This window comes from Leifsonia sp. TF02-11 (assembly GCF_017565305.1).
Lineage (GTDB): Bacteria > Actinomycetota > Actinomycetes > Actinomycetales > Microbacteriaceae > Leifsonia.
Map to the genome: position 1 here is coordinate 73,424 of NZ_JAGEKP010000004.1, position 26,996 is coordinate 100,419.

Annotated in this window: 23 protein-coding genes and 1 pseudogene; 7 read left to right on the plus strand and 17 right to left on the minus strand. The window is 70.5% G+C overall.

Features of this window, described 5'->3' with window-relative positions; all coding sequences use genetic code 11:
• Nucleotides 1–31: 31 nt before the first annotated feature.
• Genes JNB50_RS06225 through hrcA form a run of 3 tightly spaced genes read right to left on the minus strand, consistent with a single transcriptional unit; the run spans nucleotide 32 to nucleotide 2,954 of the window.
• The gene (locus JNB50_RS06225) at nucleotides 32–760 is read right to left on the minus strand and encodes a 16S rRNA (uracil(1498)-N(3))-methyltransferase (protein WP_208039262.1); all 729 of its coding nucleotides are present in this window, start codon (nucleotides 758–760) and stop codon (nucleotides 32–34) included.
• Between the two features lie 16 nt (nucleotides 761–776).
• Nucleotides 777–1,889 carry a molecular chaperone DnaJ gene (gene dnaJ, locus JNB50_RS06230; protein WP_208039263.1) on the minus strand — a complete coding sequence of 371 codons (1,113 nt, stop codon included), beginning with the start codon at nucleotides 1,887–1,889 and terminating at the stop codon, nucleotides 777–779.
• Between the two features lie 48 nt (nucleotides 1,890–1,937).
• Nucleotides 1,938–2,954: a heat-inducible transcriptional repressor HrcA gene (gene hrcA / locus JNB50_RS06235; RefSeq protein ID WP_208039264.1), complete on the minus strand. Its 1,017-nt coding sequence runs from the start codon at nucleotides 2,952–2,954 to the stop codon at nucleotides 1,938–1,940.
• A gap of 228 nt (nucleotides 2,955–3,182) precedes the next feature.
• Between hrcA and JNB50_RS06240 the strand changes: the two genes are divergently transcribed.
• Together JNB50_RS06240 and JNB50_RS06245 are read left to right on the plus strand one after the other, a co-directional pair.
• Nucleotides 3,183–3,671 (plus strand): DUF4870 domain-containing protein, encoded by a 489-nt coding sequence (locus JNB50_RS06240; protein ID WP_208039265.1) that lies wholly within the window; start codon nucleotides 3,183–3,185, stop codon nucleotides 3,669–3,671.
• Nucleotides 3,672–3,769: 98 nt separating this feature from the next.
• Nucleotides 3,770–4,153, plus strand: a complete 384-nt coding sequence (locus JNB50_RS06245; RefSeq protein WP_208039266.1) for a DUF4870 domain-containing protein — start codon at nucleotides 3,770–3,772, stop codon at nucleotides 4,151–4,153.
• A gap of 20 nt (nucleotides 4,154–4,173) precedes the next feature.
• Here the strand turns inward: JNB50_RS06245 and hemW are convergent, their stop codons facing one another.
• The 5 genes from hemW to JNB50_RS06270 all read right to left on the minus strand — a co-directional run bounded on the left by hemW (nucleotide 4,174) and on the right by JNB50_RS06270 (nucleotide 9,600).
• Complete coding sequence (hemW, locus tag JNB50_RS06250) at nucleotides 4,174–5,403, minus strand: radical SAM family heme chaperone HemW (protein ID WP_208039267.1); 1,230 nt, start codon at nucleotides 5,401–5,403, stop codon at nucleotides 4,174–4,176.
• The gene (locus tag JNB50_RS06255) at nucleotides 5,403–6,050 is read right to left on the minus strand and encodes a DUF1990 family protein (RefSeq protein WP_208039268.1); all 648 of its coding nucleotides are present in this window, start codon (nucleotides 6,048–6,050) and stop codon (nucleotides 5,403–5,405) included. Before JNB50_RS06255 ends, hemW begins: the two co-directional genes overlap by 1 nt.
• 125 nt (nucleotides 6,051–6,175) lie before the next feature.
• Nucleotides 6,176–6,397 (minus strand): hypothetical protein, encoded by a 222-nt coding sequence (locus JNB50_RS06260; RefSeq protein WP_208039269.1) that lies wholly within the window; start codon nucleotides 6,395–6,397, stop codon nucleotides 6,176–6,178.
• Nucleotides 6,398–6,416: 19 nt separating this feature from the next.
• Nucleotides 6,417–8,267: a translation elongation factor 4 gene (lepA, locus tag JNB50_RS06265; protein ID WP_208039270.1), complete on the minus strand. Its 1,851-nt coding sequence runs from the start codon at nucleotides 8,265–8,267 to the stop codon at nucleotides 6,417–6,419.
• 112 nt (nucleotides 8,268–8,379) lie between these two features.
• Complete coding sequence (locus JNB50_RS06270; RefSeq protein WP_208039271.1) at nucleotides 8,380–9,600, minus strand: amidohydrolase; 1,221 nt, start codon at nucleotides 9,598–9,600, stop codon at nucleotides 8,380–8,382.
• A gap of 86 nt (nucleotides 9,601–9,686) precedes the next feature.
• Here JNB50_RS06270 and JNB50_RS06275 point away from each other — a divergent pair, with 86 nt between their 5' ends.
• The 3 genes from JNB50_RS06275 (at nucleotide 9,687) to JNB50_RS06285 (ending at nucleotide 11,732) form a co-directional block, all read left to right on the plus strand.
• Nucleotides 9,687–10,574, plus strand: coding sequence for an NAD-dependent epimerase/dehydratase family protein (locus JNB50_RS06275; protein ID WP_208039272.1), 888 nt, complete (start codon nucleotides 9,687–9,689; stop codon nucleotides 10,572–10,574).
• A gap of 159 nt (nucleotides 10,575–10,733) precedes the next feature.
• Nucleotides 10,734–10,994, plus strand: a complete 261-nt coding sequence (gene rpsT, locus JNB50_RS06280; RefSeq protein ID WP_208039273.1) for a 30S ribosomal protein S20 — start codon at nucleotides 10,734–10,736, stop codon at nucleotides 10,992–10,994.
• A gap of 156 nt (nucleotides 10,995–11,150) precedes the next feature.
• Nucleotides 11,151–11,732 carry a dihydrofolate reductase family protein gene (locus JNB50_RS06285; RefSeq protein ID WP_208039274.1) on the plus strand — a complete coding sequence of 194 codons (582 nt, stop codon included), beginning with the start codon at nucleotides 11,151–11,153 and terminating at the stop codon, nucleotides 11,730–11,732.
• A gap of 59 nt (nucleotides 11,733–11,791) precedes the next feature.
• Here JNB50_RS06285 and holA read toward each other — a convergent pair whose 3' ends face one another.
• Nucleotides 11,792–12,844 carry a DNA polymerase III subunit delta gene (gene holA / locus JNB50_RS24950; RefSeq protein WP_307794619.1) on the minus strand — a complete coding sequence of 351 codons (1,053 nt, stop codon included), beginning with the start codon at nucleotides 12,842–12,844 and terminating at the stop codon, nucleotides 11,792–11,794.
• A 293-nt stretch (nucleotides 12,845–13,137) separates the two neighbouring features.
• Nucleotides 13,138–14,517, minus strand: a pseudogene (locus JNB50_RS24955) (ComEC/Rec2 family competence protein); the annotation flags it as partial.
• Here JNB50_RS24955 and JNB50_RS24960 point away from each other — a divergent pair.
• On the plus strand, nucleotides 14,456–14,773 hold the full coding sequence (locus JNB50_RS24960) for a hypothetical protein (protein WP_243768122.1): 318 nt from the start codon (nucleotides 14,456–14,458) through the stop codon (nucleotides 14,771–14,773). The pseudogene JNB50_RS24955 and the gene JNB50_RS24960 sit on opposite strands and share 62 nt — an antisense overlap.
• A 679-nt stretch (nucleotides 14,774–15,452) precedes the next feature.
• Here the strand turns inward: JNB50_RS24960 and JNB50_RS06300 are convergent.
• From JNB50_RS06300 to JNB50_RS24965, 3 genes are all read right to left on the minus strand, one after another.
• On the minus strand, nucleotides 15,453–16,094 hold the full coding sequence (locus JNB50_RS06300) for a ComEA family DNA-binding protein (RefSeq protein WP_208039276.1): 642 nt from the start codon (nucleotides 16,092–16,094) through the stop codon (nucleotides 15,453–15,455).
• 181 nt (nucleotides 16,095–16,275) lie between these two features.
• Nucleotides 16,276–18,864, minus strand: coding sequence for a leucine--tRNA ligase (leuS, locus tag JNB50_RS06305; RefSeq protein WP_208039277.1), 2,589 nt, complete (start codon nucleotides 18,862–18,864; stop codon nucleotides 16,276–16,278).
• Nucleotides 18,865–18,947: 83 nt separating this feature from the next.
• Nucleotides 18,948–20,354 (minus strand): anthranilate synthase component I family protein, encoded by a 1,407-nt coding sequence (locus tag JNB50_RS24965; protein WP_208039278.1) that lies wholly within the window; start codon nucleotides 20,352–20,354, stop codon nucleotides 18,948–18,950.
• A 27-nt stretch (nucleotides 20,355–20,381) separates the two neighbouring features.
• Here JNB50_RS24965 and JNB50_RS06315 point away from each other — a divergent pair, with 27 nt between their 5' ends.
• On the plus strand, nucleotides 20,382–21,167 hold the full coding sequence (locus JNB50_RS06315) for an aminotransferase class IV (RefSeq protein WP_208039279.1): 786 nt from the start codon (nucleotides 20,382–20,384) through the stop codon (nucleotides 21,165–21,167).
• Between the two features lie 18 nt (nucleotides 21,168–21,185).
• Here the strand turns inward: JNB50_RS06315 and cydC are convergent, their stop codons facing one another.
• The 4 genes from cydC to JNB50_RS06335 are packed head-to-tail and all read right to left on the minus strand — an operon-like array spanning nucleotide 21,186 to nucleotide 26,989.
• Nucleotides 21,186–22,922 carry a thiol reductant ABC exporter subunit CydC gene (gene cydC, locus JNB50_RS06320; RefSeq protein WP_208039280.1) on the minus strand — a complete coding sequence of 579 codons (1,737 nt, stop codon included), beginning with the start codon at nucleotides 22,920–22,922 and terminating at the stop codon, nucleotides 21,186–21,188.
• Nucleotides 22,909–24,537: a thiol reductant ABC exporter subunit CydD gene (gene cydD / locus JNB50_RS06325; protein WP_208039281.1), complete on the minus strand. Its 1,629-nt coding sequence runs from the start codon at nucleotides 24,535–24,537 to the stop codon at nucleotides 22,909–22,911. The genes cydC and cydD overlap by 14 nt, the downstream gene beginning before the upstream one ends.
• A gap of 1 nt (nucleotide 24,538) precedes the next feature.
• Nucleotides 24,539–25,564, minus strand: coding sequence for a cytochrome d ubiquinol oxidase subunit II (cydB, locus tag JNB50_RS06330; RefSeq protein ID WP_208039282.1), 1,026 nt, complete (start codon nucleotides 25,562–25,564; stop codon nucleotides 24,539–24,541).
• 12 nt (nucleotides 25,565–25,576) lie between these two features.
• Nucleotides 25,577–26,989, minus strand: coding sequence for a cytochrome ubiquinol oxidase subunit I (locus JNB50_RS06335; protein ID WP_208039283.1), 1,413 nt, complete (start codon nucleotides 26,987–26,989; stop codon nucleotides 25,577–25,579).
• Nucleotides 26,990–26,996 lie beyond the last annotated feature (7 nt).

Consider the following 26,996-nt stretch of genomic DNA (forward strand, 5'->3'; position numbering starts at 1 on the left):
CCTATTCGTCGGGCCGACCGTCGTCGCGGGACTACCAGCGCCCGAGCGCCGCGTTCAGCACCGCCAGCGCCGCGGGACCGGCGGTGGAGGTGCGCAGCACGGTGTCGCCGAGGCGCACGATCTCGGCTCCGGCGGAGCGGAAGGCGTCCAGCTCGTGCGGCGCGATCCCGCCCTCCGGGCCGACGACGAGCGCCAGCGGGCGGCCGTCCGGCCGGACCGAGGTCAACCCGTCCGTCGCGCCGGGCTCGAGCACCAGCAGACGATGCGTGGCCGTCATCGCGGCCACCTGCTTCGTGGACGACAGCCCGCCGACCTCCGGGGTCCAGGCCCGGATGGACTGCTTGCTCGCCTCGCGCACGATCGCGGCCCAGCGGTCGCGGCCCTTCGCGACCTTCGCTCCCTCCCAGCGCGACACCGATCGGGAGGCCGCCCACGGAACGACCGCGTCCACCCCGAGCTCGGTGGCCGCCTGCACCGCGAGCTCGTCGCGGTCGCCCTTGGCGAGGGCCTGCACCAGGGTGATGGCGGGTTCGGAGCGCGGAACCCGCTCGACGGCCTCCACGTCGATCGTCAGCTCGGAGTTCGTGGCGACCAGGACCTCGCCGGAGGCGACCAGCCCGCGTCCGTTGCCGATCAGGACGCTCTCGCCCGGCCGGGTGCGGTTGACGGTCGACGCGTGCTTCGCCTCGGCGCCGGTCAGGGTCAGCCGGGCGCCCACCTCGACCTCGGCGAGGTCTTCGCGCAGGTACAGGGAGCTCATCGGCGGCGCCGCATGCTCAGAGGTTGAGGAACCGGTCGCGGAGCTTGGCGAACAGCCCCTGCTGGAACCGCGCGAGCGACGGTTCCGCGCTGTGGTGGCTCGCCGCGAACTTCTTGATCAGTTCCTTCTCTTTGTGATCGAGCTTCGTGGGCGTCACGACCTGGATGCCGACCCGGAGGTCGCCCCGGCCGCTGCCGCGCAGGTGCGTGATCCCGCGGTCCTTGACCGAGACGATGTCCGCGCTCTGGGTGCCGGGCTTCAGCTCGAGGCGGATGTCGCCGTCCAGGGCCTTCACCGTGGCCGTTGTGCCGAGGATGGCGTCGGCCATCGACACCTCCAGCGTGCAGAGCAGGTCGTCGCCGTCACGGCTGAAGACGTCGTGGTGCTTCACCTTGATCTCGAGGTAGAGGTCGCCGTTGGGGCCGCCCGCGGGACCGGCCTCGCCCGAGCCGGGCATCTGCAGGCGCAGGCCCGTGTCGACGCCGGCGGGGATGTCGACGGGAACGGTGCGACGCGCGCGGACCCGCCCCTGCCCCTGGCAGGTCACGCACGGCGTGGCGATGACCGTGCCGTAGCCGCGGCAGCTGCCGCACGGGCTGGAGGTCATCACGTTGCCGAGCAGCGAGCGCACCGAGCGCTGGATGCTGCCCGTGCCGTGGCAGATGTCGCAGGTCACCGGAGCGGTGCCGGGCTGGCAGCAGGAACCGTTGCAGGTCTCGCAGACCACCGCTGTGTCGACCTCCAGGTCGCGGTGGGTGCCGAAGACGACCTCGTCGAGGTCGACCTCCACGCGCAGCAGAGCGTCCTGGCCGCGCTCGCGGCGCGACCGAGGGCCGCGCGTCGCGCCGCCGCCCCCGCCGAAGAACGTCTCGAAGATGTCGCCGAAACCCGCGAAGTCGCCGGGCGCGCCTCCACCGAAACCGGTGGAGCCGCCCAGGTCGTACTGCTGGCGCTGCTGCGGGTCGCTGAGCACGTCGTAGGCGTGCGTGACGAGCTTGAAGCGCTCCTGCGCCTCGCTGCTCGGGTTGACGTCGGGGTGCAGCTCGCGCGCGAGCCGGCGGTACGCCTTCTTGATCTCGTCGGGGGTGGCGTTGCGGTCAACGCCGAGTACTTCGTAGTGGTCGGCCAAAGTGAGGCTGTTCCTTCTGTTCGTCGCGTCGTTTTCGTCAGGTCGGTGTCAGTCGCCGAGGAGGCGGGAGAGGTAGCGTGCCACAGCGCGGACCGCGGCCATGTTGCCCGAGTAGTCCATGCGGAGCGGCCCGAGGAGGCCGACACGTGCGACATCGGAACCCGAGCTGTAGGTGCTCGACATCACGGACGTCTCGGTCAGCCCCACCACGGGGTTCTCGCGGCCGATGCTCACGGCGACGCCGTGCTGGTCGAGCGCCATCTCGTCGAAGAGCCGCAGCAGGACCACCTGCTCCTCGATGGCCTCGAGCACCGGTGTGATGGAACCGGGGAAATCGGTCTCGGTGCGGGCCAGGTTCGCCGCACCGGCCATCACCAGCTTGTCCTGGCGGTTGGCGGCGATCTGATCCAGCAGCGCCCCGGCTACCGGCGCCACCAGCGCCCTGGTGCGATCGCTCAGGTGCTCGGGGAGCTCCCGCAGGCGGGTGGCGGCGTCGATGAGCGAGAGACCCGCCGCAGCACCGTTGATGGCGCCCCTGATCTCCGCGATCTCGGTGTCGTCGAGCTCCTCCGGCAGCTCGATCACGCGCTGCTCGACCGCTCCGGAGTCGGTGATGAGCACGCTGAGGAGCCGGCGCGGAGCGAGCGAGACCAGCTCGATGTGCCGGATCCTCGACCGCGCCACCGACGGGTACTGCACGAGCGCGACCTGGTTGGTCAGCTGCGACAGCAGCCGCACGGTGCGCGACAGCACGTCGTCCACGTCGACCGATTGCCCGAGGAACGTCTCGATCGCGGTGCGCTGTGCCGCGGACAGCGGGCGTGCCTCCGCGAGGTGGTCGACGAACAGCCGATACCCCTTGTCGGTGGGGACACGCCCGGACGAGGTGTGCGGTGCCGCGATCAGCTGCTCCTCCTCGAGGAGCGCCATGTCGTTGCGGATCGTCGCAGCGGACACGCCGAACGAGTGCCGTTCCACGATGCTCTTGGAGCCGACCGGCTCCCGGGAGGCGACATAGTCCTGCACGATGACGCGGAGCACTTCGAGACTGCGTTCCGAGACCACGCCAACCGCCTCCTGTCGTCACTGGGGCTCGAGGTTCGAGCGTACGGATCGAGCACGGGAAGGACCCCGGGCGGGCTGGCACTCGGAGATCCTGAGTGCTAATCATAACGCCTCAGACTCGGAGATCGGGCAACGCGCGACACCGATGATTTACGCTGCGCCCCCGCGGTTGTACGGTATGCGCACCAGCTCGGAACAGTCCGCAGCCGACCACGAAAGGGTTTCCTCATGACAGACCCGACCCAGCCTCCCGCCGATGGCGACAACGGCGTCCCCCCGCAGCAGCCGTACAGCGCTCCCGCCGGACAACCCGCCGGCTCCGTCCCGCCCCAGCAGCAGTACGCGTCGGCAGCCGCCGCTCCCCTCGACCCCGCCCAGGACAAGCAGTGGGCCTCGTTCGCCCACCTCGGCGGCATTCTCTGGTTCCTCCCCTCGCTGATCATCTGGCTCGTCTTCAAAGACCGCGGAGCACTCACCAACCAGGAGGCCAAGGAGGCGCTCAACTGGCAGATCACCTGGATCATCGCGTGGGCCGTCTCGCAGATCCTCGGCGTGATCATCGGCTCGTTCACGCTCGGGATCGGCTTCCTCCTGTTCAGCCTCCTCATCCCGTGGGCGCTCTACATCGTGAACCTGGTGTTCTCGATCCTCGGGTTCGTGAAGGTCAACAGTGGCGGCAGCTACCGCTACCCGATCAACTTCCGGTTCATCAAATAGTCGACAGAAACCAGGCAAAGGCTCTCGGCTGCTTCTCAGGATCGCCCTCCGACCTCTAGGCTGAGACGCGTCATTACCCCATTGGAGGAGACAACACCATGTCCGCAACGCCCCCACCCCCGCCGCCCCAGCAGCCGTACGGAGGTCAGGCGCAGTCGCTGAGCCCGGCCGACGAGAAGCTCTGGGCCACCCTGATCCACATCGGCGGCATCCTGTTCAACTGGATCCCCGCCCTGGTCGGGTACCTCGTGCTCAAAGACCGCGGCCCGTTCATCCGGTCGCACACGGCCACCGCGCTGAACTTCCAGATCACGCTCTTCATCGGCTACGTCGTCGGCTGGATCCTCAGCATCGTCGGCATCGGCCTGATCATCCTGCTCGCGGTCTGGGTGCTCAACATCGTGTTCAGCATCATCGCGGCGATCAAGGCCAACCAGGGACAGTTCTACACCTACCCGGTCGCCATCAAGTTCGTGAGCTGAGACCGGCCCCGGTCACACGATCACTCCTCGGCGAGCAGCCGTCGCACGACGGCGTCCGCCAGAAGCCGCCCTCGCAGGGTCAGCACCACCGACCCGGCGAGGGCGGCTTTCGCGTCCACCAGACCATCCGCGATGAGACCGGCGACCGCACGCCGCCCCGGGGCCTCCAGCTCGTCGACGGTCACGCCCTCGCGGATCCGGGTGAGCAGCAGCACCCGCTCGACGCGCCGCGTCTCGGGGTCGAGGGTCTCGCGGCCCGCCGCGGGCGACTCCCCCGCCAGCACCCGCTGGGCGTACGCGGCGGGATGCTTCACGTTCCACCAGCGCACGCCGCCGACGTGACTGTGCGCGCCGGGCCCGACGCCCCACCAGTCGTGCCCGAGCCAGTACGCCAGGTTGTGCCTGGAGCGGTGGGCGTCGTCGGTCGCCCAGTTGCTGACCTCGTACCAGCCGTAGCCGGCGGCGGCGAGCCGCGCGTCGGCCAGCTCGTACATGTCGGCCTCGAGGTCGTCGTCCGGCTCCTGGACGGCGCCGGAGCGGATCTGACGCGCGAGCTTGGTGCCGGGCTCGACGATCAGCGCATACGCCGACACGTGGTCGGGTTCGCACGCCAGCGCGGCATCCAGCGAACGCGACCAGTCGTCGAGGGACTCTCCCGGCGTGCCGTAGATCAGGTCGAGACTCACCTGGAGGCCGGCCTCCCGCGCCCAGCGGACGACCAGCGGGACGCGCTCAGGGTCGTGCGTCCGCTCCAGGGTCGCCAGAACGCTCGGCACCGCGGACTGCATCCCGAACGAGACACGCGTGAACCCGGCGTCGGCGAGCCGGCGCAGGTCGTCGGCGTCGACGGAGTCGGGGTTGGCCTCGGTCGTCACCTCCGCGCCGTCCGCGATCCCCCACGCGCCGCGCACGGCCGCGAGCATCGCACCCAGGTCGTCCGGCGGGAGCAGCGTCGGCGTACCGCCCCCGAAGAAGACGGTCGACACCTCCCGGGTCGGCACCCCGCTGCGCTCGAGCGCCTCGGCGGCGAACGCGACCTCCCGGACCGCGTGTCCGGCGTAGTCGGACTGCGACACGCCGCGGAGTTCGGTGGCGGTGTACGTGTTGAAGTCGCAGTACCCGCAGCGCACCCGGCAGAACGGCACGTGGAGGTACACCCCGAAATCGCGCTCGCCTGCTCCGACGGCCGCCGTGCCGGGAAGCACGCCGTCGGCGGGCGCCGGATCGCCCAGCGGGAGGCCCCCCGGCATCAGGCCGACCGCGCGGGCAGCAGCGAGCGGAGGTAGCGCTTGGTGTAGGTGTTCTGGGTCGCGCGCAGCACCGGGTAGCCCAGGCGGTAGAAGCCGTTCGAGGGCCGCGAGAACGCGCGGACGACGAACCAGACCGTCCCGTCGTCCCGCAGCTCGACCAGGAAGGCCTCCTCACCGCTCTCCGGATGCCCCTTGAGCGTTCCGTACGCGAAGCCGCGACGGTGCGGCTCGTCCACGACGTAGACGACCCGGCACGGAGCCGACACCTTGAACGGACCGAACGGGATCTTGAGCACCGCGGTCATCCCGTTGCGGATGAAGGGTGTGCCGTCGTCGGCGAACACGTCCTCCTCCACCCGGTGCTCGCGCATCCCGCGCGGCGTTCCGTCGTCGTCGAACTCGATGCCCTCGTACTGGACGCCGGTGCCCTCTTCGACCTGGGTGACGCGGATGCCGCTGCCGCGCTGCACACCCCACGTCATCAGCGCGGCCGAGGCGGCCTCGAACCGCTCCTCACCGCTGCCCAGGCGCACCTTCCGCTCCAGCGGCCGGTAGCCCTTCGGCGGGTAGTACAGCAGGTCGGCGGCCTGCGTACCGCCGACGGACCCGTAGGTGACGGGCTGGTCGGTGAAGCTGGAGCGGCGCATGGAAACCATCCTCCGTCAATCAGCGCCCGAGCGCGAACCGACCGGCCTCGCCCCCGCCGCCGAGACGCGAGTATCCGCGGGAATCCGGCTGCCGATCGCGGCGATCACTCACGTTTCGGGCGCTACTACTTTTCAGTCAGGAACTCTCGGCGGGCGAGCTCAACGAGCTTCGCGGCCGCGGCGAAACTCACGCTGACGGTCCCGAAGGAGTTGAACGTGAGCTCGCCGCCCCGGTCGTCGTCGCGGAACACCTCCAGGAGCCTCTCGCCGTCGGCGTCGACGAGCTCGACCGCGAGACCGTCCCGAGTCGAACCGTCGCTCGCGACCTGGAAACGATATGAATCCACGTGTTCCCCTCCGGACGAGCTACTTCTTGTCCTTCTTCTCGACGTCGCCCGACAGCGCCGCGATGAAGGCCTCCTGGGGGACCTCGACGCGGCCGACCATCTTCATGCGCTTCTTGCCCTCCTTCTGCTTCTCGAGGAGCTTGCGCTTGCGGGTGATGTCGCCGCCGTAGCACTTGGCCAGGACGTCCTTGCGCATCGCGCGGATGTTCTCGCGCGCGATGATGCGGGCGCCGATCGCCGCCTGGATGGGGACCTCGAACTGCTGGCGCGGGATGAGCTCGCGCAGGCGGCCGGCCATCATGGTGCCGTAGGCGTAGGCCTTGTCGCGGTGCACGATCGCGCTGAACGCGTCGACCGTCTCGCCCTGCAACAGGATGTCGACCTTGACGAGGTCGGCCTCCTGCTCGCCGAACGGCTCGTAGTCGAGGGAGGCGTAGCCGGCGGTGCGGCTCTTCAGCTGGTCGAAGAAGTCGAAGACGATCTCGCCGAGCGGCATGGTGTAGCGGATCTCGACGCGGTCTTCGCCGAGGTACTCCATGCCGAGCAGGGTGCCGCGGCGGCCCTGGCAGAGCTCCATGATCACGCCGACGTAGTCCTTCGGCGCGAGGATGGCCGCCTTGACGACCGGCTCCTCCACCCTGTCGATCTTGCCGCCGGGGAACTCGCTCGGGTTGGTGACCGTGACGACCTTCTTGTCCTCGGTGGTGACCTCGTAGATCACGCTCGGCGCCGTCGTGATCAGGTCGAGACCGAACTCGCGCTCCAGACGCTCGGTGACGATCTCCAGGTGCAGGAGGCCGAGGAAGCCGCAGCGGAAGCCGAAGCCGAGTGCCACTGAGGTCTCCGGCTCGTAGACGAGCGCGGCGTCGGACAGCTTGAGCTTGTCGAGCGCCTCGCGCAGCTCGGGGTAGTCGCTGCCGTCGATCGGGTACAGGCCCGAGAACACCATCGGCTTGGGCTCGGTGTAGCCGGCGAGGGCTTCCGTCGCCGGCTTGACGGCCGTGGTGACGGTGTCGCCGACCTTCGACTGGCGGACGTCCTTCACGCCGGTGATCAGGTAGCCCACCTCGCCGACGCCGAGGCCCTTCGACGGGGTCGGCTCCGGCGCGGACACGCCGATCTCGAGGATCTCGTGGGTGGCCTTCGTCGACATCATCTGGATGCGCTCGCGCGGGCCCAGCTTGCCGTCCACCATGCGGACGTACGTCACGACGCCGCGGTAGCTGTCGTACACGGAGTCGAAGATCATCGCCCGGGCCGGAGCGTCCGCCACGCCGACCGGAGCGGGGATCTCCTGCACGACCCGGTCGAGCAGAGCCTCCACGCCCATGCCGGTCTTGCCGGAGACACGGAGCACGTCTTCCGGGCGGCCGCCGATGAGGCTGGCGAGCTCGGCCGCGTACTTGTCGGGGTCTGCCGCCGGGAGGTCGATCTTGTTGAGCACCGGGACGATCGTGAGGTCGTTCTCCAACGCCAGGTACAGGTTCGCCAGCGTCTGCGCCTCGATGCCCTGCGCTGCGTCGACGAGCAGGATCGCGCCCTCGCACGCGGCCAGCGAACGCGACACCTCGTAGGTGAAGTCCACGTGCCCCGGGGTGTCGATCATGTTGAGCGCGAAGGTCTCGCCGTCGAGCGCCCACGGCATCCGGACGGCCTGGCTCTTGATCGTGATGCCGCGCTCGCGCTCGATGTCCATGCGATCGAGATACTGCGCGCGCATGTCCCGGTCGGAGACCACTCCGGTGATCTGCAGCATGCGATCGGCCAGCGTCGACTTGCCGTGGTCGATGTGCGCGATGATGCAGAAGTTGCGGATGGAGGCCGGGTCGGTCGCGGCGGGCTCGAGGGGCTTCAGGGCTCGTGGTGACATTGTGGGCTCATTCTCCCATGAACGCCGGCCCGGCTCGAACGAACGAGACGGCGCGAATTCGGGCGAAAACCGTCGAGTGGGCGGACCTTCCGCCCACTCGATGCCGGACGGTTCAGGCGAAGCGCTCGCCGCGCTCGACGACGTGGCCGGCGCCGTCCTGCCAGCGGTAGACCTCCGTGCCGTCGATGAAGACGCGCTCGGCCCGGGAGGTGACGTCCAGCGGGTCGCCGGACCAGATCACGACATCGCCGTCGCGGCCCGGCTCGAGGGCGCCGACCCGGTCGTCGAGGCCGAGGAACGATGCCGGGTTCGCCGTGAGCGCCGCCAGCGCCGTCTCGCGCGGCAAGCCTTCTTTGACCGCGAGCGAGGCCTGGTGGACCAGGAAATTGATCGGGACGACGGGGTGGTCCGTCGTGATCGCGACGCGCACGCCCGCCGCGGCGATCAGGGCGAGGTTGCCGATGGCGCGGTCGCGCAGCTCGACCTTGGAGCGCGAGGTGAACATCGGGCCGAAGATGACCGGGATGTCGCGCTCGGCCAGCACGTCCGCGATCTTGTGCGCCTCGGTGCCGTGGTTGACGACGAGTTTGTAGCCGAACTCGTCGGCCAGGCGGATGGCCGTCGCGATGTCGTCATGGCGGTGGGTGTGCTGATCCCAGACGAGCTCACCGGCGAGCACGCGCGCGAGCGTCTCCTTGGTCAGGTCGCGCGCGAACGGCTTGCCGTCGCGCTCGGCCTCCGCACGGGCCGCGGCGTAGTTCTGGGCGTCGACGAACGCCTCGCGGATGATCAGGGCGACGCCCAAGCGAGTGCTCGGCGTCTGGTTCTTGCCGCCGTAGACGCGCTTCGGGTTCTCGCCCAGCGCGGACTTGACGCTCACGGCCTCCTTGATCACCTGCTCGTCGATCGTGCGCCCGCCCCAGCTCTTGATCGCGACGGTCTGTCCGCCGATCGGGTTGCCGGATCCCGGCTTGACGACGATGGCGGTGACGCCCCCGGCGAGTGCGTCCCTGAAGCCCTCGTCGTCGATGTTCACGGCGTCGATCGCGCGGACCGCCGCCGTGTTCGGCGTGGTCATCTCGTTGGTGTCGTCGCCGGCCGGGCCGTTCGCCTCCTCGTGGATGCCGACGTGGCCGTGGGCCTCCACGAACCCGGGGAGCACCCACTTGCCTGTCGCGTCGAGGGTCTCGATACCCTCCGGCACCGCGATCTCGGACGACGGGCCGACCGCGCTGATCCGACCGTCTTCGACGACGACGGTGCCCTTCTCGATCGGATCCCCGACGACGGGGACGACATACGCGTTGACGATGGCGATGCTCGATGCGGTCATGGAGTCGAGCCTACGCTCGGCGGCACGGCGTAGGTCCGGAGCACACTCTCGGGAATGCGCGGGCAGGTCCCGCGTTGACTGGAGGTATGAGCATTCTCCTGACCGGCGCGACCGGCTACATCGGATCCTCCGTCCTCCCCCGCCTCCTCGACGAGGGGCACGCTGTGACCGCGCTGGTGCGCGACGAGTCGAAGGCGCAGCTCGTGCGCGACGCCGGGGCCGCCGCCGTCGTGGGCGACGCGACGGACAGCGCACTCGTCGCCCGTCTCGCACAGGAGAGCGACGGTGTCATCCACCTCGCCTCCGGTCACGACGTCGACCCGGTGTTCATCGCTGCAGTGCTCGACGGTCTCGCCGGCAGCGGCAAGCCGTTCGTGCACACCGGCGGCATCTGGACCTACGGATCGAACCCGGACATCGCGGAGGGCTCCCCCGTTGCGCCTCCCGCGATCACGGCCTGGCGCGCGGCCAACGAGGCCGTGGTGCTGGGCGCCGAAGGTGTTCGCGGCTCGGTCGTCGTGCCGTCGATCGTCTACGGCCACGGCAAGGGGCTCGCCCGGGTGATCGTCGACGCGCCGCGCGGATCGGGCGTCGCCCCGGCGCTGCAGCTCATCGGCGACGGCTCGCAACACTGGGCGACCGTGCACGTGGACGACGTCGCCGCGCTCTACGTGCTCGCGTTCGAGAACGGTGCAGCAGGCGAGGTGTACATCGCCGCAGGTGGCGCGAACCCGACGGTCCGCGAGCTCGGTGAGCTCGCTGCGCGCGCCGCCGGCCTGGACGGGCGTGTGGAGGCCGAGAGCGTCGAGCAGACGTCGGCGCGGCTCGGTGCCGGGCTCGCGGAGGCGCTGCTGCTCGACCAGCAGGCGCGAGGAACCAAGGCGCGCATCGATCTGGGCTGGGAGCCGAACGGCCCGTCGCTGGCGGACGAGATCCTCTCGGGCAGCTACGCACCGGAGCTGTCGCGCAGCTGACACGGCGTCCGCGCGTTCCCGCGCGTTTTGGCGCGGAGGCCGCCCGCTGCTAAAGTTGTTTGTTGGCTTGCGTGTGGGTTCGTCCGCACGAACGCCGCGAGGCGCCCTCTCTCGCTGAGCGGCACATCCGATACCCACTTCGAACGAAAGTAACCATCCGTGGCAAACATCAAGTCGCAGATCAAGCGCAACAAGACCAACAAGAAGGCGCAGGAGCGCAACAAGGCGGTCAAGAGCGAGCTGAAGACGGCCATCCGCGCCACTCGCGAGGCTGTCGTCGCCGGCGACAAGGAGAAGGCGACCGCGGCGCTGCGTCTCGCCGTCAAGAAGATCGACAAGGCCGCCAGCAAGGGCGTCATCCACAAGAACCAGGCGGCGAACCGCAAGTCGGCCATCGCCAAGCAGGTCGCCGCTCTCTGAGCAGCGACCGCTCGCGGGACCTGTCCCGCGCCGCGACGAACCCCCGCCCCGTGGACAACGGGTGCGGGGGTTCGCTGCATCAGCCCGGTTGATCCGCTCCCCTTCTCGCTACGATCGTCAGACGCTTCGAGCACGCATCAGACGAAGGAGAACGACGTGGGGACCGTTGTCATGTACAGCTCAGTGTCGGTCGACGGCTTCATTGCCGACGACAGCGATCAGCCCGGCCCGCTGTTCGACTGGCTGACCAGCGGCGATGTCCCGCTGGACGACAGCGGCGTGCTGAGGGTGTCGCAGGCGTCGTACGACTACACCCGCGCCTACTGGGATCGGATCGGGGCGACGATCGTCGGTCGTCACGTCTTCGACCTGACCGACGGGTGGGACGGCGTGCCACCCGGCGGCGTCGACCACGTCGTCGTCGTGACACACCGGCCTCAACCCGACGGCTGGGACCCCGAAGCGCCCTTCCATTTCGTCGCAAGCGTCGAGGCCGCCGTGGCGACCGCCCTGGAGCTCGCGGGCGACCGCCTGGTCGAGGTCGCCGCCGGTGACGTCGGTGGCCAGGTGTTCGCAGCCGGCCTGGTCGACGAGGTGCGCATGGATGTCGCACCCGTGGTGCTCGGCTCGGGCAAACGCTACTTCGGGTCGGTCGCGGCACCACATGGGCTGGTCGGCCCGGTCGAGGTGGTCCAGGGCGACCGGGTTCTCCACCTGCGGTATCGAGTGCAGCGCTGAGGCGAGCGCCGGTACCGCGGCGACACGCAGCAGCGGCCTATCGGCGCGTCCCGCTGACCTCAGGCGCGGCCGCGCGTGCTCACGATGCGGATCATCCGTTCGAGGGCGAAGACCGGGTCACGACCGCCGCCCTTGACGTTGGCGTCGGTTTCGGCGAGCACCTCGATGCAGCGCCCGAGGCCGTCTTCCGTCCAGCCGGACAGATCGCGCCGGGCTCGGTCGACCTGCCAGGGCGCCAGCCCGAACTGCTGCGCGAGCTGGCCGGAACCGCCCCTGGCACCCGACAGCTTGGCCATGGTCCGGAGCTTACTGGCGAACGCCGCCACCATCGGCACCGGATCGGCACCGGACGCGAGCGCGTGCCGCATCGTCACCAGCGCTTCGCCGTGACGGCCCGCGATCGCGGCGTCGGCGACCTGGAACGCGTTGGTCTCGACCCTGCCGCCGTAGTACTTGTCGACCGTTGCTTCCGTGATCTGCTCCGCCGAATCGGAGAGCAGCTGCTGGCACGCCGCGGCGAGCTCCGCCAGATCGTCGGTGAATGCCGACGTGAGCGACCGCAGTGCACCAGGCGTGATCTTGCGGCCGGCGGCGGCGAACTCCGCCTGTGCGAACTCGTACTTCTCGGTGTCCTTCTTGAGCTCGGCGCACACCACCTCGACGCCGCCGCCGGTGCCCGCACGGATCGCGTCGAGCAGCTTCTTGCCGCGAACGCCGCCGGCGTGCCGGAGGACGACGACCGTGCCGTCCGCCGGTGAGGTGAGGTAGTCGAGCATGTCGGCGAGGAAGCCGTCGCCCGTCTTCTCGACCGCGTCGACCCGGATGAGGCGCGGCTCACCGAACAGGGAGGGGCTCGCGAGCGTGAGCAGCTCGCCCGGCGCATAGTCCGCGGCGGAGATGTCACTGATCTCCAGGCTCGGATCATCTGCCTTGAGGAGGTCGCGCAGCATCCGCGTGGAGCGATCCGCGAGGAAACCCTCCGTTCCCGACACCAGCACGACCGGAGCAGGCCGGATCTGGTTCCACGCCAGCTGAGGGATAGCGCTCTTCGGTGCGCTCGCGCCCGCACGGCCGCGAGAGCCGCCGGCTCTGCTGTTGCTTCGTGTCGCCACGTTCCTCCTCGTCCGTATCCAGGATAGGGGCGACCACCGGCACTCGCGGCCGCCTCCACCTCGTCGGAACGCTCGGTCCAGAGCGCCGGCCCGCCCGGTGTCGCCGAGACCAGCAGCATGCCCGAGCGATCGGTGCGCGCCGCGACTGTACCGGACTCCCGCAGCATCGACAGCGCGCGGTCGGTCGGATGGCCGTAGCCGTTGTCGACGCCGACGGAGACCAGGCCGAGAGGCGCACGCAGCTTCTGGTAGAGGTGTGCGCTCTGGTCGGCCGAACCGTGGTGGGAGACCTTCACGACGTCGATCGGCCCGATCGATCCCGACGACTGCAGGACGTCCTGCTCGGTCTCTCCGAGATCGCCGAGGAAGAGCGCGCTCAGCCCGGGCGCCTCCGTGCGGACGACCAGGCTGCCCGGATTGCCGCTCAGCTGCGTTCCGCCCGGCTCGGCGGCCGGCGGCCAGACGATCTGCCAGGGCGTGCTGCCCAGCACTCCGGACATGCCCGCCCGCCCGGCCTCGAGGGTGATACCGGCCGCTCTGAGCCGTTCGAGATAGCGGTGGTCGGCCGGACGGTCCGGCTGCCCGACGATCGCCCGGTCGGTACGCCCGAGCACCGCCTCGACCCCGCCCGCGTGGTCGGCGTCGAAGTGGGTGAGCAGGACCCAGTCGAGGCGGTCGACACCGAGCGTCTCCAAGCAGCGCACGAGCGGTTCCGGCTTGCGCCCCACGTCGATGAGAGCGACGTGGTCTCCGTCCCTGACCAGTAGCGCATCGCCCTGTCCGACATCGCAGGCCGCGATACGCCATTCCCCCGGCCGGCTCACCGTGCGACCGACTTCGAGGCCGCCCAGTGCCCCGGCGTAGACCGACACACCGCCGAGCAGGGCGATCGTCACCGCCGACGCGAGCATCCGGGGCAGACGACTGCGCACTGCAAGGAGTGCGACCGCCGCGAGGGTGAGCGCGCACAGCAGCACGCCGAGAAGCCCGTCCGGCCAGGGCAGGGCGGCACCGGGCAGCTCCGCCGCGAATCGGGCGACCAGCGCGATCCAGGCCGACGGCAGCCAGGCGACCCAGACCACGAGCTGTCCGAGCGCGGCAGCCCAGGGCAGGAGCAGGCACGCGACGCACCCGAGGACGGTCGCGACCGGAGCGGCCGGCTCCGCGACGAGGTTGGCCAGGACGCCGTATAGCGGAAGCGTCGGCGTCAACAGGATGAGCACCGGTTGACAGGCGAGCTGCGCAGCGAGCGGTACCGCGAGCGCGAGGGCGATGCCGCGCGGCAGCCACCGCGTCAGAGTGGCCGCCAGCGGGCGCGCGAGCACCAGCAGTCCCGCCGTGGCCAGAGCAGACAGTGCGAAGCCGTAGTCGCGGGCGAGCCACGGATCATGCACGAGCAGGACCACGACGGCCAACGCCAGGGCAGGCAGGCCGTCGGCGACACGGCCGCGCGCCAGCCCCACGAGGACGACCGTCGCCATCGCCGCAGCGCGGAGCACACTGGCCCCCGGACCCACGAGGGCCACGAACGCCGCGAGGGCGGCGGCAGCGGCGACGGTTCGACTTCGACGCCCGAGGCCGACGCTTCGCGCGATCAGGAACACGACCCCCGTGACGAGCGCGCAGTTCGCTCCGGACACCGCTGTGAGATGGCTGAGCGCCGAGACCTTCATCGCCTCGTCGAGGCCGGGACTCACAGCCGTCTCGTCGCCGATGGCGAGACCGGGCAGCAGATCGCCGCCGTCGCCCGGTGCGGAGGCGGCGGCCCGGGCGAACGCGTCGCGCGCGGGGGCCGCCCAGGCGAGCCAGAGCGGCGGCTGGTCGCGGACGGTGGGAGGCTCGGACGCCCGAACCCGGTACGTGGTTCTCTCCCCCGGCTCGTTGCGCAATACGGACACCTGCGCCGTGATGACGGCTCCGAGCGCGTAGGAGCGCACCGACCGGGCATCACCCGGCGCGACGATCGACACGGGCACGCCGCCACCGACGACGGCATTCGGGTCGGCTTCCCTCGCCGCGAGAGGTTCCGCGCCCACCGGGTCGAGCGCCACGGTCGTGCCGCGCAACCTCCAGTGCTCGACGCCGTCGAAACCCGCGGCCGACCGCTGGGGCGCGCTCTCGACCCGCACCGCGACCTCCGCACGATGCTTCTTCTGCACTGCGCTCTCGAGCACCGCGTCCGTCCGCTGGGGCGCCTGTGCGCCGATCGCGGCCGCCCCGAGCGCCACCGCAGCGAGAGCGACGGCCGAGGCGGCGAGGCCGCGGGACCAAGAGCGACCCAGCGGATGTCGAGGCGCCGAACGGGCCGGCCGTCGGCGCCTCTGCGGCGAACGTGGCCTCTCTCCGCGGGCGCCGACGGACGAGCCGGCACCGAGCGGCGACGGACCTGCCGGTTGGCGGCCAGACGATTTCCGACGGATGCAGCCCCTCCCGCCGGATCGAACAGCACCTCGTCCGAACCGTTCTCTCAGGGCGGCCATAGCCAAAGCCGTCGCCGCCAGCAGGCCGGCGCCCACCGCCACGATCGGCATCGCGCCGCTCACGCCGACCCCGATCCCGCAACAGATCCACAGGGCAACCGCGGGGATGACGAGCCGGAGGTCGGGCATCAGACCGTCACCCGGTCCTTCAGCGCGTCGAACAGCTTCTCGCCCACACCGGACACGCTCCGCAGGTCGGTCACGGCGGAGAACCCGCCGTGCGCCTCACGCCATTCGATGATGCGCTGAGCCAACGCCGGCCCGATCCGGGGCAGCGTCTCGAGCTGCGTGGTGGTCGCCCGGTTCAGATCGACAAGACCGCCGACGGCTCCGCCCGCACCGGCCTCCCCCGTCGCACCATCGACCACGGCGGCCACTTCACCCAGCGCCGGAACCCGCAACTGCTCTCCGTCGCGGACGAAGCGCGCGAGGTTGACGCCCGCCGGGTCTGCCGTCTCGGCGAATCCGCCGGCCGCGTCGACCGCGTCGACGACGCGCGAGCCGCTCGCGACCCTGATCAGGCCCGGTCGCGCGACCGCCCCCGAGACGTGCACGTACAGCTCATCACCTTCGGCGGCCTGTGGGGTGCCCGACGGCGTCGCCGGCGCCGAGGCCGCGACAGACGGAAGCGGTACGCTCTGCCCTCCGCTCATCCCCGAGACCAGCGCTGCGATGACGAACGCGGCGATGAGCAGCACGGTCGCTGCACCGACGCCGACCCTCAGGCGGCGCGACGGTGCGCGTTCCGTCTCCCCCGCCCGATGCCGCATGCCTCCACGTTAGGAAGGAGCTGAGGCCGGTATCCGGGCGGGCGCCGGATCGGTGGACAACAAGGATGGCGGCCGCACTGGGGAGGACATTCCCACCCCGGTGGCGCCAGGTGACGCACGAGCGGCGGCCCTCCACCGGAGGACCGCCGCTCACCGTCGCGACAGCGACGAACGCTCAGGCTCAGCCGCGGGTTGCGATGTTCACCAGGCGCGGTGCGCGCACGATCACGTTCACGATCTCGCGGTCGCCCACCGAGCGGGTCACGGCCTCCGAGCCGCGGGCCAGGGCCTCCAGTTCGTCGGTGGAGATCTTCGGCGAGACCTCGACGCGGTCGCGCACCTTGCCGTCGACCTGGAAGACCGCGGTGACGGCCTCTTCTATCAGCAGCGTCGGGTCGGCCTTGCGCCACTGCACCAGAGCGACGGACGGCTCGTAGCCCAGCTTCTGCCACATGTCCTCCGCCGTGTACGGCGCGAACAGGTTCAGGGCCATCGCTGTGACCTCGGCGGCCTCGCGCACGGCCGCGTCTGCGGCGCCGGGCGCTCCGTCGATGGCCTTGCGGGTCGCGTTCACCAGCTCCATCAGGCGCGCGACGACCACGTTGAACTTGAACGCCTCCACCAGGCCGGGCGCATCGGCGAGGAACCGGTGCGTGATGCGGCGCAGCGCAGGGTCGCCGGTCTTCCAGACCACGTCGGGCGCGCTCGAGACGTCCTGGGCGACGCGCCAGGCGCGCGCCAGGAACTTCGCGCTGCCCGACGGCGACACGTCGGCCCAGTCGATGTCGTCCTCCGGCGGCCCGGCGAACGACATGGTCAGGCGCACCGCGTCGACGCCGTGCTCGTCGAGCTGCTCGGACAGCTTCACCAGGTTGCCGCGCGACTTGCTCATGGCGGAACCGTCCATCAGCACCATGCCCTGGTTGAGCAGCGCCGTGAAGGGCTCCGTGAAGCTGATCGAGCCCAGGTCGAACAGCACCTTGGTGATGAAGCGCGCGTACAGCAGGTGCAGGATCGCGTGCGTCACGCCGCCGACGTACTGGTCGACGGGCGCCCACTTCTCTGCCTCCTTCGGGTCGAACGCCTGGGTCGGGTCGTTCGGGTTCAGGAAGCGCAGGAAGTACCAGGAGCTGTCGACGAACGTGTCCATGGTGTCCGTGTCACGCTTCGCCGGACCCCCGCAGTTCGGGCAGGAGACGTTGACCCAGTCGGAGGCCGCGCCCAGCGGGCTGGTGCCCTTCGGCTGCAGGTCCAGGCCCTCGGCGGGACGCAGCAGCACCGGCAGCTCGGACTCAGGGACCCGCACCTCGCCGCACTGCTCGCAGTGGATGATCGGGATGGGCGTGCCCCAGTACCGCTGGCGCGAGATCAGCCAGTCGCGCAGGCGGAAGTTCTTCGCCGGCGCGCCCAGGCCGGAACCCTGCAGCGCCTCGGTGACGCGGCGAATGGCGTTCGACTTGCTCAGCCCGTCGAACGGGCCGGAGTTGATCAGGCGGCCCTCGCCGGTCAGCGCGACGCCGGTCTCCGACGGATTCTCCAGCGGAGCATCCTCCGGCAGGATCGGCTCGCCCGTCACCGGATCGGTGTGGATGACCGGGATGGCCCCCGTGACTGGCTGCGTGGTGTCGACGACGATGCGCACGGGCAGGTCGAAGGCGCGCGCGAAGTCCAGGTCGCGCTGGTCGTGGGCCGGCACGGCCATGATCGCGCCGTGACCGTAGTCGCTCAGCACGTAGTCCGCCGCCCAGATCGGGATGCGCTCCCCCGTCAGCGGGTTGATCGCGTGCCGCTCCAGGAAGACCCCCGTCTTCTCGCGGTCGGTGCTCAGCCGGTCCATCTCGGTCGTGCCGCGCACGGCCTCCAGGTACTCGTCGAATCGCGCGCGCACCTCCGGGCGCACGTCGGCGACCAGCTCGGCGGCCAGCTCGGAGTCGGGCGCCACCACCATGAACGTCACGCCGTACAGCGTGTCGGGGCGCGTCGTGTAGACGGTGACCGGCTCGTCACGGCCCTCGATCGCGAACTGCACGTCAGCGCCGGTCGAGCGGCCGATCCAGTTGCGCTGCATCGACAGCACCTTGGAGGGCCAGGCGCCCTCCAGCTGGTTCAGGTCGTCCAGCAGCCGGTCAGCGTAGTCGGTGATCCGGAAGTACCACTGGGTCAGCTTCTTCTTGGTGACCAGGTTGTCGCAGCGCTCGCAGCGGCCGTTGACCACCTGCTCGTTGGCCAGCACGGTCTGGTCGAACGGGCACCAGTTGACCTGGGAGGCCTTGCGGTAGGCCAGGCCCTTTTCGTGCAGCTGCAGGAACAGCCACTGGTTCCAGCGGTAATAGTCGGGGTCGCTGGTCTGCAACACGCGATCCCAGTCGAAGCTGGGCGCGTAGCGGCGCATGGAGGCCTTCTGCTGTGCGATGTTGTCGTTGGTCCAGCCGGCCGGGTCGAGCCCGCGCTTGATCGCGGCGTTCTCGGCGGGCAGGCCGAAGGAGTCCCAACCGATCGGGTGCAGCACATTGAAGCCCTGGTGGCGCCAGTAACGCGCGATCACGTCACCCAGCGCGTACGCCTCCGCGTGGCCCATGTGCAGGTCTCCGGAGGGGTACGGGAACATGTCCAGCACGTACTTGCGCGGCCGCTTGTCGTCGGGGTCGGCCGTGGAGAACGGCTTCAGCTCGTCCCAGACCGGAAGCCACTTGTTCTGGATCTCGGCGAAGTCGTAGTGCGCTCCGGCCTCGCGGACCGGGGTTGTCGCTGAATCGTGCTCGTGTGCCACTGGACTCTCTCTCGGATGTCGCCGCGGCCGGACCGGCCTCTCGGCGAGAAGGCGTCGGGCGCGTGGCCCGAGCTTCCAGGGTACTAAACGTTCGCGCCTTCCGATCCGTTCCCTGGGAGCGGGCCGGGAGATCGCAGACCGGCCGCTCGGAGGAGGGCGGCGGCCTTCACACGCACTTCGTCCAGCTCCTCCTCCGGTACCGACAGCGCGGTGATCCCGCCGCCGGCGCCGATCGTCACCCTGCCGCCGCAGAACCGCAGGCTGCGGATCACCATCGCGAGGTCGGCGGAGCCATCGGCGCCGAGGACTCCGAAGCAGCCGGAGTAGATTCCGCGCGGGCCGTTCTCGAGCCTGTCGAGGATGCGCATCGCCGAGAGCTTCGGCGCGCCCGTCATCGATCCGGCGGGGAACGCGGCGGCCAGAGCGTCCACGGCCGTGAGGCCGGGGAGCAGCTGTCCCTCGACGGTGCTCACGAGCTGGTGCACCTGCGCGTAGCTCTCGACCTCGAGGAGGTGACGGACGCCGACGCTTCCGGTGATGCTCACCCGGCCGAGATCGTTGCGCATCAGATCGACGATCATCACGTTCTCCGCGCGCTCCTTCTCGCTCGCCTCCAGCTCGGCCCGGAGCCGGAGGTCGTCGGCGAGCGTCGCACCGCGCGGGCGCGTGCCCTTGATGGGCTTGGTGCGCACGGCGCCGCCGGCCGTCACGAGCAGGAACTGCTCCGGCGAGGAGCTGACCAGGGTCTCGCCGCCGATCCGCAGGAAGCCGGCGTGGTGCGACGGACTCGCGCGGCGCAGGCGGAGGTGCACGGCCAGCGGGTCGGCATCGGTGCGGGCCGTCGCCGTGTTGGTCAGGCAGAGCTGGTAGGCGTCGCCGGCGCGGATGGCCTCCTGGCACGCGGCGATCATGCCGAGGTAGGTCGCATCGTCGTGACGCCAGGCGACCTCCGCCGTCGCGTCCGGCGTGTCGACCTGGTGCACCCGCTCGTAGGTCGAGGCGGACCCCGCTGCCGTCTCGAGCGTCGCGGCGGCGGACCCGAGCCACCCGCCGTCGTCGGTCGCGTCAACGATGGTCACCGAGCCGTCGACGTGGTCGAACGCGATCAGGCGGTCGACGAGCAGGAACGCGGCATCCGTTCCGTCGCCGGGGTGGACAGGCAGCCCGAGCGCTGCCACGCCGGCCTCGTAGCCGAGCCAGCCGGTCCAACCGAGCGGGAAGCCCAGGGTGTCGTCGCCCCGGTCGAGGCGCTCGCGGAGCAGCTCCAGGATGGCGCCGCCCCTGGTCACGCCGTCCTCCGTGACGGTGCCGGCGGAAACCGACGCGCTGATGACGTGGGTACCGGTGCCGATGAAACTACGTCCGCGCTCTGCACCGACCCCGCCGTCGAGCCAGACGGCGTCGCCGTCCGCGTCGCCGAAGAGGGCGACGAAGGAATCGGCCGGGTCGACGGCGGTGTCGAGGCGGCGCGTGCGGGGCGGGAGGAGCACCCACCCAGTCTGCACTAGCCTGATCGGATGGACGCGACGGCCACCCTCTACGACTGGGCGGCCGGCGCGCTCGCGGTCCGCGATCACTGCGAGGTGGTGGAGACCGAACTGCTGGCCGCCGACTCGTTCCTCGTCGCCTCCGGCCGGTCGCTCGCACTCGGTCTGCACCGCCAGCGCTTCGCCGAGTCCGCGGCGGAGCAGGGATTCGACGACCGGGCGTCGCTCGACGCGTTCTGGGACGCCGGCCTCGCACTCCTGCCCGGCGATGGCCGGTGGTTCCCCCGGTTCGAGCTCGTGCGGGCGCGGGACGCCCTCCGCCTCCGCTTCCGTCTGCGGACGGCCCCTCCGTTGGGCGCCGACCTGGTGGTGGCGACCGCGGCGACGGACCCGCGGCAGGTTCCGCATCTCAAGGGGCCGGACATCGACCGCCTCACCGTGCTCCGCCAGCACGCGCAGCGCGACGGGGCTCAGGAGGCCGTGCTGCTGGACGGCGGCCGGGTCAGCGACGGGACGACCACCGCCCTGCTCTGGTGGCGCGGCGAGACGCTCTACGCACCGCCGTTCGAGTTCGCGCGGGTGGACAGCGTGTCGGCGCGGACGGTCCGCGGTATCGCCGCCGCCTTGGGCATCCCCGTCGAGGAGGAGGCGGTGCGCCCCTCCGAGCTCGCGGGCGCGACGCTCTGGGCCGTCAACGCCCTGCACGGCATCCGCGACGTCACGGTCTGGGTCGACGGCCCCGCCCTCGGCCACGATCCCGCGCGCACCGCGGCCTGGCGCGCGCGCTTCGCCGCGCTCGCGCGACCGCTCCGCTGAGCGCTCCCCCGCGCGGCGCTACAGGACCAGCGTGCCCGACTCCAACCGGAGACGACGGGTGATCAGGGCGTCCGGGACGTCGGTGTGCGAGATCAGGAGCACCGTGCGGCCGTCCTCCGCGGCTGTGCGGAGGATGTCGCGCACGATGCGCTCCGCGACCGCGGTGTCCACATTGGCTGTCGGCTCGTCCACGACGAGCACCGGGAAGTCGGCCAGCAGTGCACGGGCGAGCGCGATGCGCTGAGCCTGCCCTCCGGAGACCAGCGCGCCCCGTTCGCCGACAGGCGTGCCCAGGCCGCCGCGCGCCGCCGTCCACTCGCCGAGTCCTACGCGGTCGAGCACGGCCAGCAGCTCGTCGTCTGTCGCGGTGTCACGCGCGAACAGGAGGTTCTGCCGCAGGTCGGAGTCGAACAGGTAGGGCTGCTGCTCCACCAGCCCGACGACGCGACGCACGTCGTCCTGGCGGACCGTGCGCACGTCGACGCCGTCGATCGTGTAGGAGCCGTCGAGGTCCAGGAAGCGGGTCAGAACGTGGGCGAGCGCGGTCTTGCCCGTTCCGGTCGGACCGCTGAGGATCACCCGCTCGCCCGCGCGCAGCTCGAGGTCGACCTCGTGGAGCACCGGCGAGGTCGTACCGGGCCAGTGCGCCGACGCCACCTTCACCCGGAGGTCGGGGACGCCGGTCACCGCGAACTCCGCCGCGTCGGCGGCATCGACGGGGACCCCGTCGGGAACGGTGGCCGGCACGGTGTCGGCGATCCGTTCCGCACTCGCGCGCACCCGCCGCCACGCGCCGAACGCCAGCGGCAGCGCGCCGAACACCTCGAACACGGCGAGCGGCAGCAGGGCGACGACGGCCAGGGACGGACCGTCGAGGCGCCCGTCCTGCAGGGCGGGGATGCCGCCGGCGAGGGCGAGCAGTGTCGCGGCGCCCGCGAGCACCGACACCGCACCGGCGGTCACGCCGAGTCCCGCCGCGCGGGCGCGCATCGCCGCGGTCAACCGAGCACTCGCGGTGCGGACGCGCTCGCCGGCCGCCGCAAGACCGTCGAAGGCGACCAGCACGTCGAGGTTCGTGACGAGGTCGTTCACCGCACCGGCCACCTCGGCGCGGAGGGGCGAGATCCGCCGCTCCGATGCTCCGGCCGCCCAGCGGTTCACCAGCGTGCCGATCACGAAAGCTACGGTGAGCGTCACGAGCAGCGCGACACCGGCCTCCGGGAGGAACAGGAACGCCGCGACGACGGTCGCCAGCACCACGATCCCGCCCGACACCAGAGGCTGGACGACCCGGAGAGCGAAGTCGGGCAGTTCGTCGACGTCGTCTGCCAGCCGGGCGAGCAGCTGGCCGCCGCGCGCGCTTTCGTCACGGCGCCCGTCGGCGGTGTGCCGGGCACCGATGCCGTCGGGACCGAGCGGCACCATCCGCGCAAAGAGGTCGGAGCGGATGGCCCCCAGCCGTCCGAACGCGGCGTCGTGGCCGGCCAGTCGCTCGAGGTAGCGGAAGAACGCCCGCCCGAGCGCGAAGGCACGGACGCCGACGACCGCCATCGAGATGTACATGAGCGCCGGCTGCTCCGCCGCGCGCGTGATCAGCCACGCGGAAACCCCGAGCAGGGCGACGGCGCAGGCGCCGCTCAAGGCCCCGAACGCGATGGCCACCCACAGCCGGCGGGCCGGAGGCAGGGCGAGGCGGAGGATTCGCCGCGTCTGTGCCTGCTCCTCCACGGGCTGCGTGCGTTCAGCGAGCGACATCGAACAGCACCTCCGTCGACAGGATCGTGTCGGCCGCGGCCACGACGGACTCCCGGTGGCTGACGATGAGCACGGCCACCCCGCTGTCGGCGATACGGCGGAGCGAGGCCAGCAGCTCCCCCTCCGTCGCCGCGTCGAGTGCGGAGGTCGGCTCGTCCAGGATCAGTACGGAACACGACCGCGCGCGCAGTCGGTAGAGAGCCCGTGCCACCGCCACCCGCTGCGCCTGCCCGCCGGACAGCCCCACGCCGCCGGCGCCCACGACGAGCCCCGGCGACAGCTCGCCGGCCGCCGCCGCTCGCAACGCCTCCTCGATGGCGGGAGCGGACGGTTCCGGGTCGCCCAGCGCCACGTTCTCCGCGATGGTTCCCGCGAGCAGACCCGGACGCTGACCCGCCCAGGCGATCGCAGCGCGGCGCCCGGCCGCGTCCTGCCGCCCGCCCGCGGCGATCCTGCCGCTGTAGGCCACGAAACCGAGAGCGGCGGCCACCAGGCTCGACTTGCCCGCTCCGCTCGGAGCGCTCAGCACCGCGAGCTCGCCAGGCGGCACCTCCGCGGCGAAGCCGGACACGGCATCCCGCCCGTCGTACTGGACACTGACATCGCTGAACACGAGTCCGGAAGCGTTCACAGCCGCGACGGGCTCGTCCGACGGCACCCCGGCCGCGGCGTCGAGCACCTCGAAGGCGTCGGCCGCGGCCGCCATGCCCTCCGTCGCGGCGTGGTAGGCGGCGCCGACGTTCCGCAGCGGCAGGAAGGCCTCCGGCGCCAGCAGGAGCACGAAGAGCCCCACCGACAGGTCCAGCGAGCCGCCCAGCAGGCGCAAGCCGATCGCCACCGCGATGAGCGCGACCGACAGACTGGCCGCGAGCTCGAGCACGAACCCGGAGAGGAACGACATCCGCAAGACCTTCATCGTGCGCGACCGGTACTCCTCGCTCACCTGACGGATTTGCGCCTCCTGCCGGTGCTGGCGACCGAAGAGCGTGAGCGTCGGCAGGCCTGCGACGACGTCGATGAAGCCTTTCGACAGCGTCGAGAGAGCCGACCACTGGCGCTTCTGCGCCGCCTGGGTCGCCCAGCCGACGAGGACCATGAACACCGGGATCAGCGGAAGGGTCAGCACGAGGATGATCCCGCTGGTCAGGTCCTGCCAGCCGATCACGAGCACCAGCAGCGGCATCGCCACCGCGGTGGCGATCAGCTGCGGCAGGTAGCGGGCGAAGTAGCCGTCGAGCGCGTCCATCCCGCGACCGGCCACGAGGGTGAGTTCCGCGCTGCTGCGCCCGGCGAGCCCGCCAGGGCCGAGCCGTCCGAACGCGTCGACCAGCTGCCCGCGCAGCTGCCCGACGACGGTCGCTCCCCCGCGCGCCGACACGGCCTCCGCGAGCCACAGCAGCGCCCCGCGCGCGATGACCACGATGACGAGTCCGGCGAACAGCGCGCTGAGCTCGGGGAACGGTGCACCCGCGATCCCGCGCACCACCAGCTGCGTGACGAGCCAGGCGAACGCGACGATCGCCGCCGTCTGCGCCAGGGTGACGAGCGCACCCGCCGCCAGCGTCAGCCGAGTGGCCGACGCGTAGCGGAGGAGGCGGGGGTCGAGCGGACGCATCTCAGGCGGCTGCGGGTTCGGGTTCGGGGTGGTCGTCGGGGATCTGCGCGCGGGTCACGCGCTTGCGGAAGACCCAGTAGGTGAAGCCCTGGTAGAGCAGGATCAGCGGAAGGAAGATCACCGCCACCCAGGTCATGATCGTGAGCGTGGTCTCCGAGCTGGAGGCGTTCGCGATCGTCAGGCTGTTCTCCGGGTTGGGGACCGACGGCATCACGTCCGGGAACAGCGCCGTGAACAGCGCCGCCACTGCGAGGGCGATCGTCGCCGCCATGAAGCCGAACGACCAGCCTTCTGCGCCGCGGAGGTTGAGGACCCACGAGGTGACGAGGGCGACGGCCGCGAGCAGGGCGAGCACCAGGAGCGCGACGGAGAAGTGCGCGATCACGGTCCAGGCCAGGAAGGCCGCGGCGACGACGATGGTGAGCACACCGGACCGGGTCGCGAGCCTCCTGGCCCGCTGGCGGATGTCGCCGTCCGTCTTCAACGAGACGAAGACGGCGCCGTGCGTGAAGAACAGCAGGAGCGTCGTCAGGCCGCCCAGCAGTGCATAGCCGTTCAGGAGGTCGAACAGCGTGCCGGTGTAGTCGTGGTGCGCGTTCAGGGCGACGCCCTGGACGATGTTGGCGAAGGCGACGCCCCAGAGCAGCGCCGGTACGGCGGAGCCGATCACGATCATGGCGTCGAACCGGCGCTTCCACGTCGACTCCGGCCGCTGGTGCCGGTACTCGAACGACACGCCGCGCAGGATGAGCGCGATGAGGATGAGCAGCAGGGCCAGGTAGAAGCCGCTGAACAGGGTGGCGTACCACTCCGGGAACGCGGCGAACAGGGCCGCGCCGCCGACGATCAGCCAGGTCTCGTTGAGGTCCCAGACCGGGCCGATCGTGTTGATGAGGACGCGCCGGTCGGTCTCGTCCCTGCCGAGGAACGGGAGGGACATCCCGACGCCGAAGTCGAACCCGTCGAGCACGAAGTAGCCGACGAACAGGAAGCCGATGATGCCGAACCAGAGAACTGCGAGATCCATTGCCGTCTCCTCCTAGTAGACCGTCGCGACCGGGACGTGCTTGCCCTCGTCGTCGAGGTGGTCCTCGGCGGGGGCTGGTCCCTTCTGGGCCGCGCGCTTGATGAGCTTGAACTCGACGACCGCGAGGGTGCCGTAGACCGCGGTGAAGGCAAGGAGCGAGATCAGGACTTCGAGTCCGGTGGTTCCCGGCGAGACGCCGTCCTGGGTCTTCATGAGGCTGAACACGATCCAGGGCTGCCTGCCCATCTCGGTGAAGATCCAGCCGACGATCATGGCGCCGAGCGAGAGCGGGAACGCCCAGATCGCCACCTTCCACATCCACGGCCACGGTGGTGTGCGGCCCTTGCGGGTGAGCCAGAGGCCGACGACGGCCACGAGCACGTGCAGGAGGCCGAGGCCGATCATCCAGCGGAACGACCAGTAGGTCACCCAGATGATCGGGGTGTAGTCGCCGGGGCCGAAGATGTCCTGGTAGTGCGCGTTGAGGTCGTTGATGCCTTCGACAGTGCCGTCCAGGGTGTGCGTCGACAGGAACGACAGCAGATAGGGCACGCGGATGGAGAACAGTTCGTGCACGCCGTCCGGCGTTCCGAGGGTGAAGATCGAGAACGAGGCGTCCGCTCCCGTCGAGGTCTTGTAGAGCGCTTCGGCCGCCGCCATCTTCATCGGCTGCGTCTGCACCATCGCCAGGCCGAGCTGGTCACCGCTGATGACGCTGCCGATACCGGCGACGACCATCATCCAGAGGCCGAACTTGAGCGCGGGACGCATGGTCTCGAGATTGCGGGTGCGCGAGAGGTGCCAGGCCGCGACTGCGATGATCAGGCCGGCCGAGACCATGAAGCAGCCGAACATCGTGTGCGGGAACGCCGCAAGCGCCACCTTGTTCGTGAGCACGGCCCAGAGATCGGTGAGCTCGGCGCGGCCTCGTGCGGGGTCGAGCTTGAAGCCGACCGGGTTCTGCATGAACGCGTTGGCCGCGAGGATGAAGTACGCCGAGAGGATGGAGCCGACGGCGACGATCCAGATGCAGGCCAGATGGATGCCGCGCGGCAGTTTGTCCCAGCCGAAGATCCAGAGGCCGATGAACGTCGCTTCGAGGAAGAACGCGAGCAGGCCCTCCAGCGCCAGCGGAGCACCGAAGATGTCGCCGACGAAACGCGAGTAGTTCGACCAGTTCATCCCGAACTGGAACTCCTGCACGATGCCCGTCACGACGCCCATGGCGAAGTTGATGAGGAACAGCTTGCCGAAGAAGTGCGTGAGCTGGAGGTAGTGGACCTTGCCCGTGCGGTACCAGGCGGTCTGGTAGACCGCGACGACGGTCACGAGACCGATGGTGAGCGGGACGAACAGGAAGTGATAGATGGTCGTGAGTCCGAATTGCCAGCGTGCCAGCAGCAGCGGATCGAGGATCTCGTTCACGCAGCCC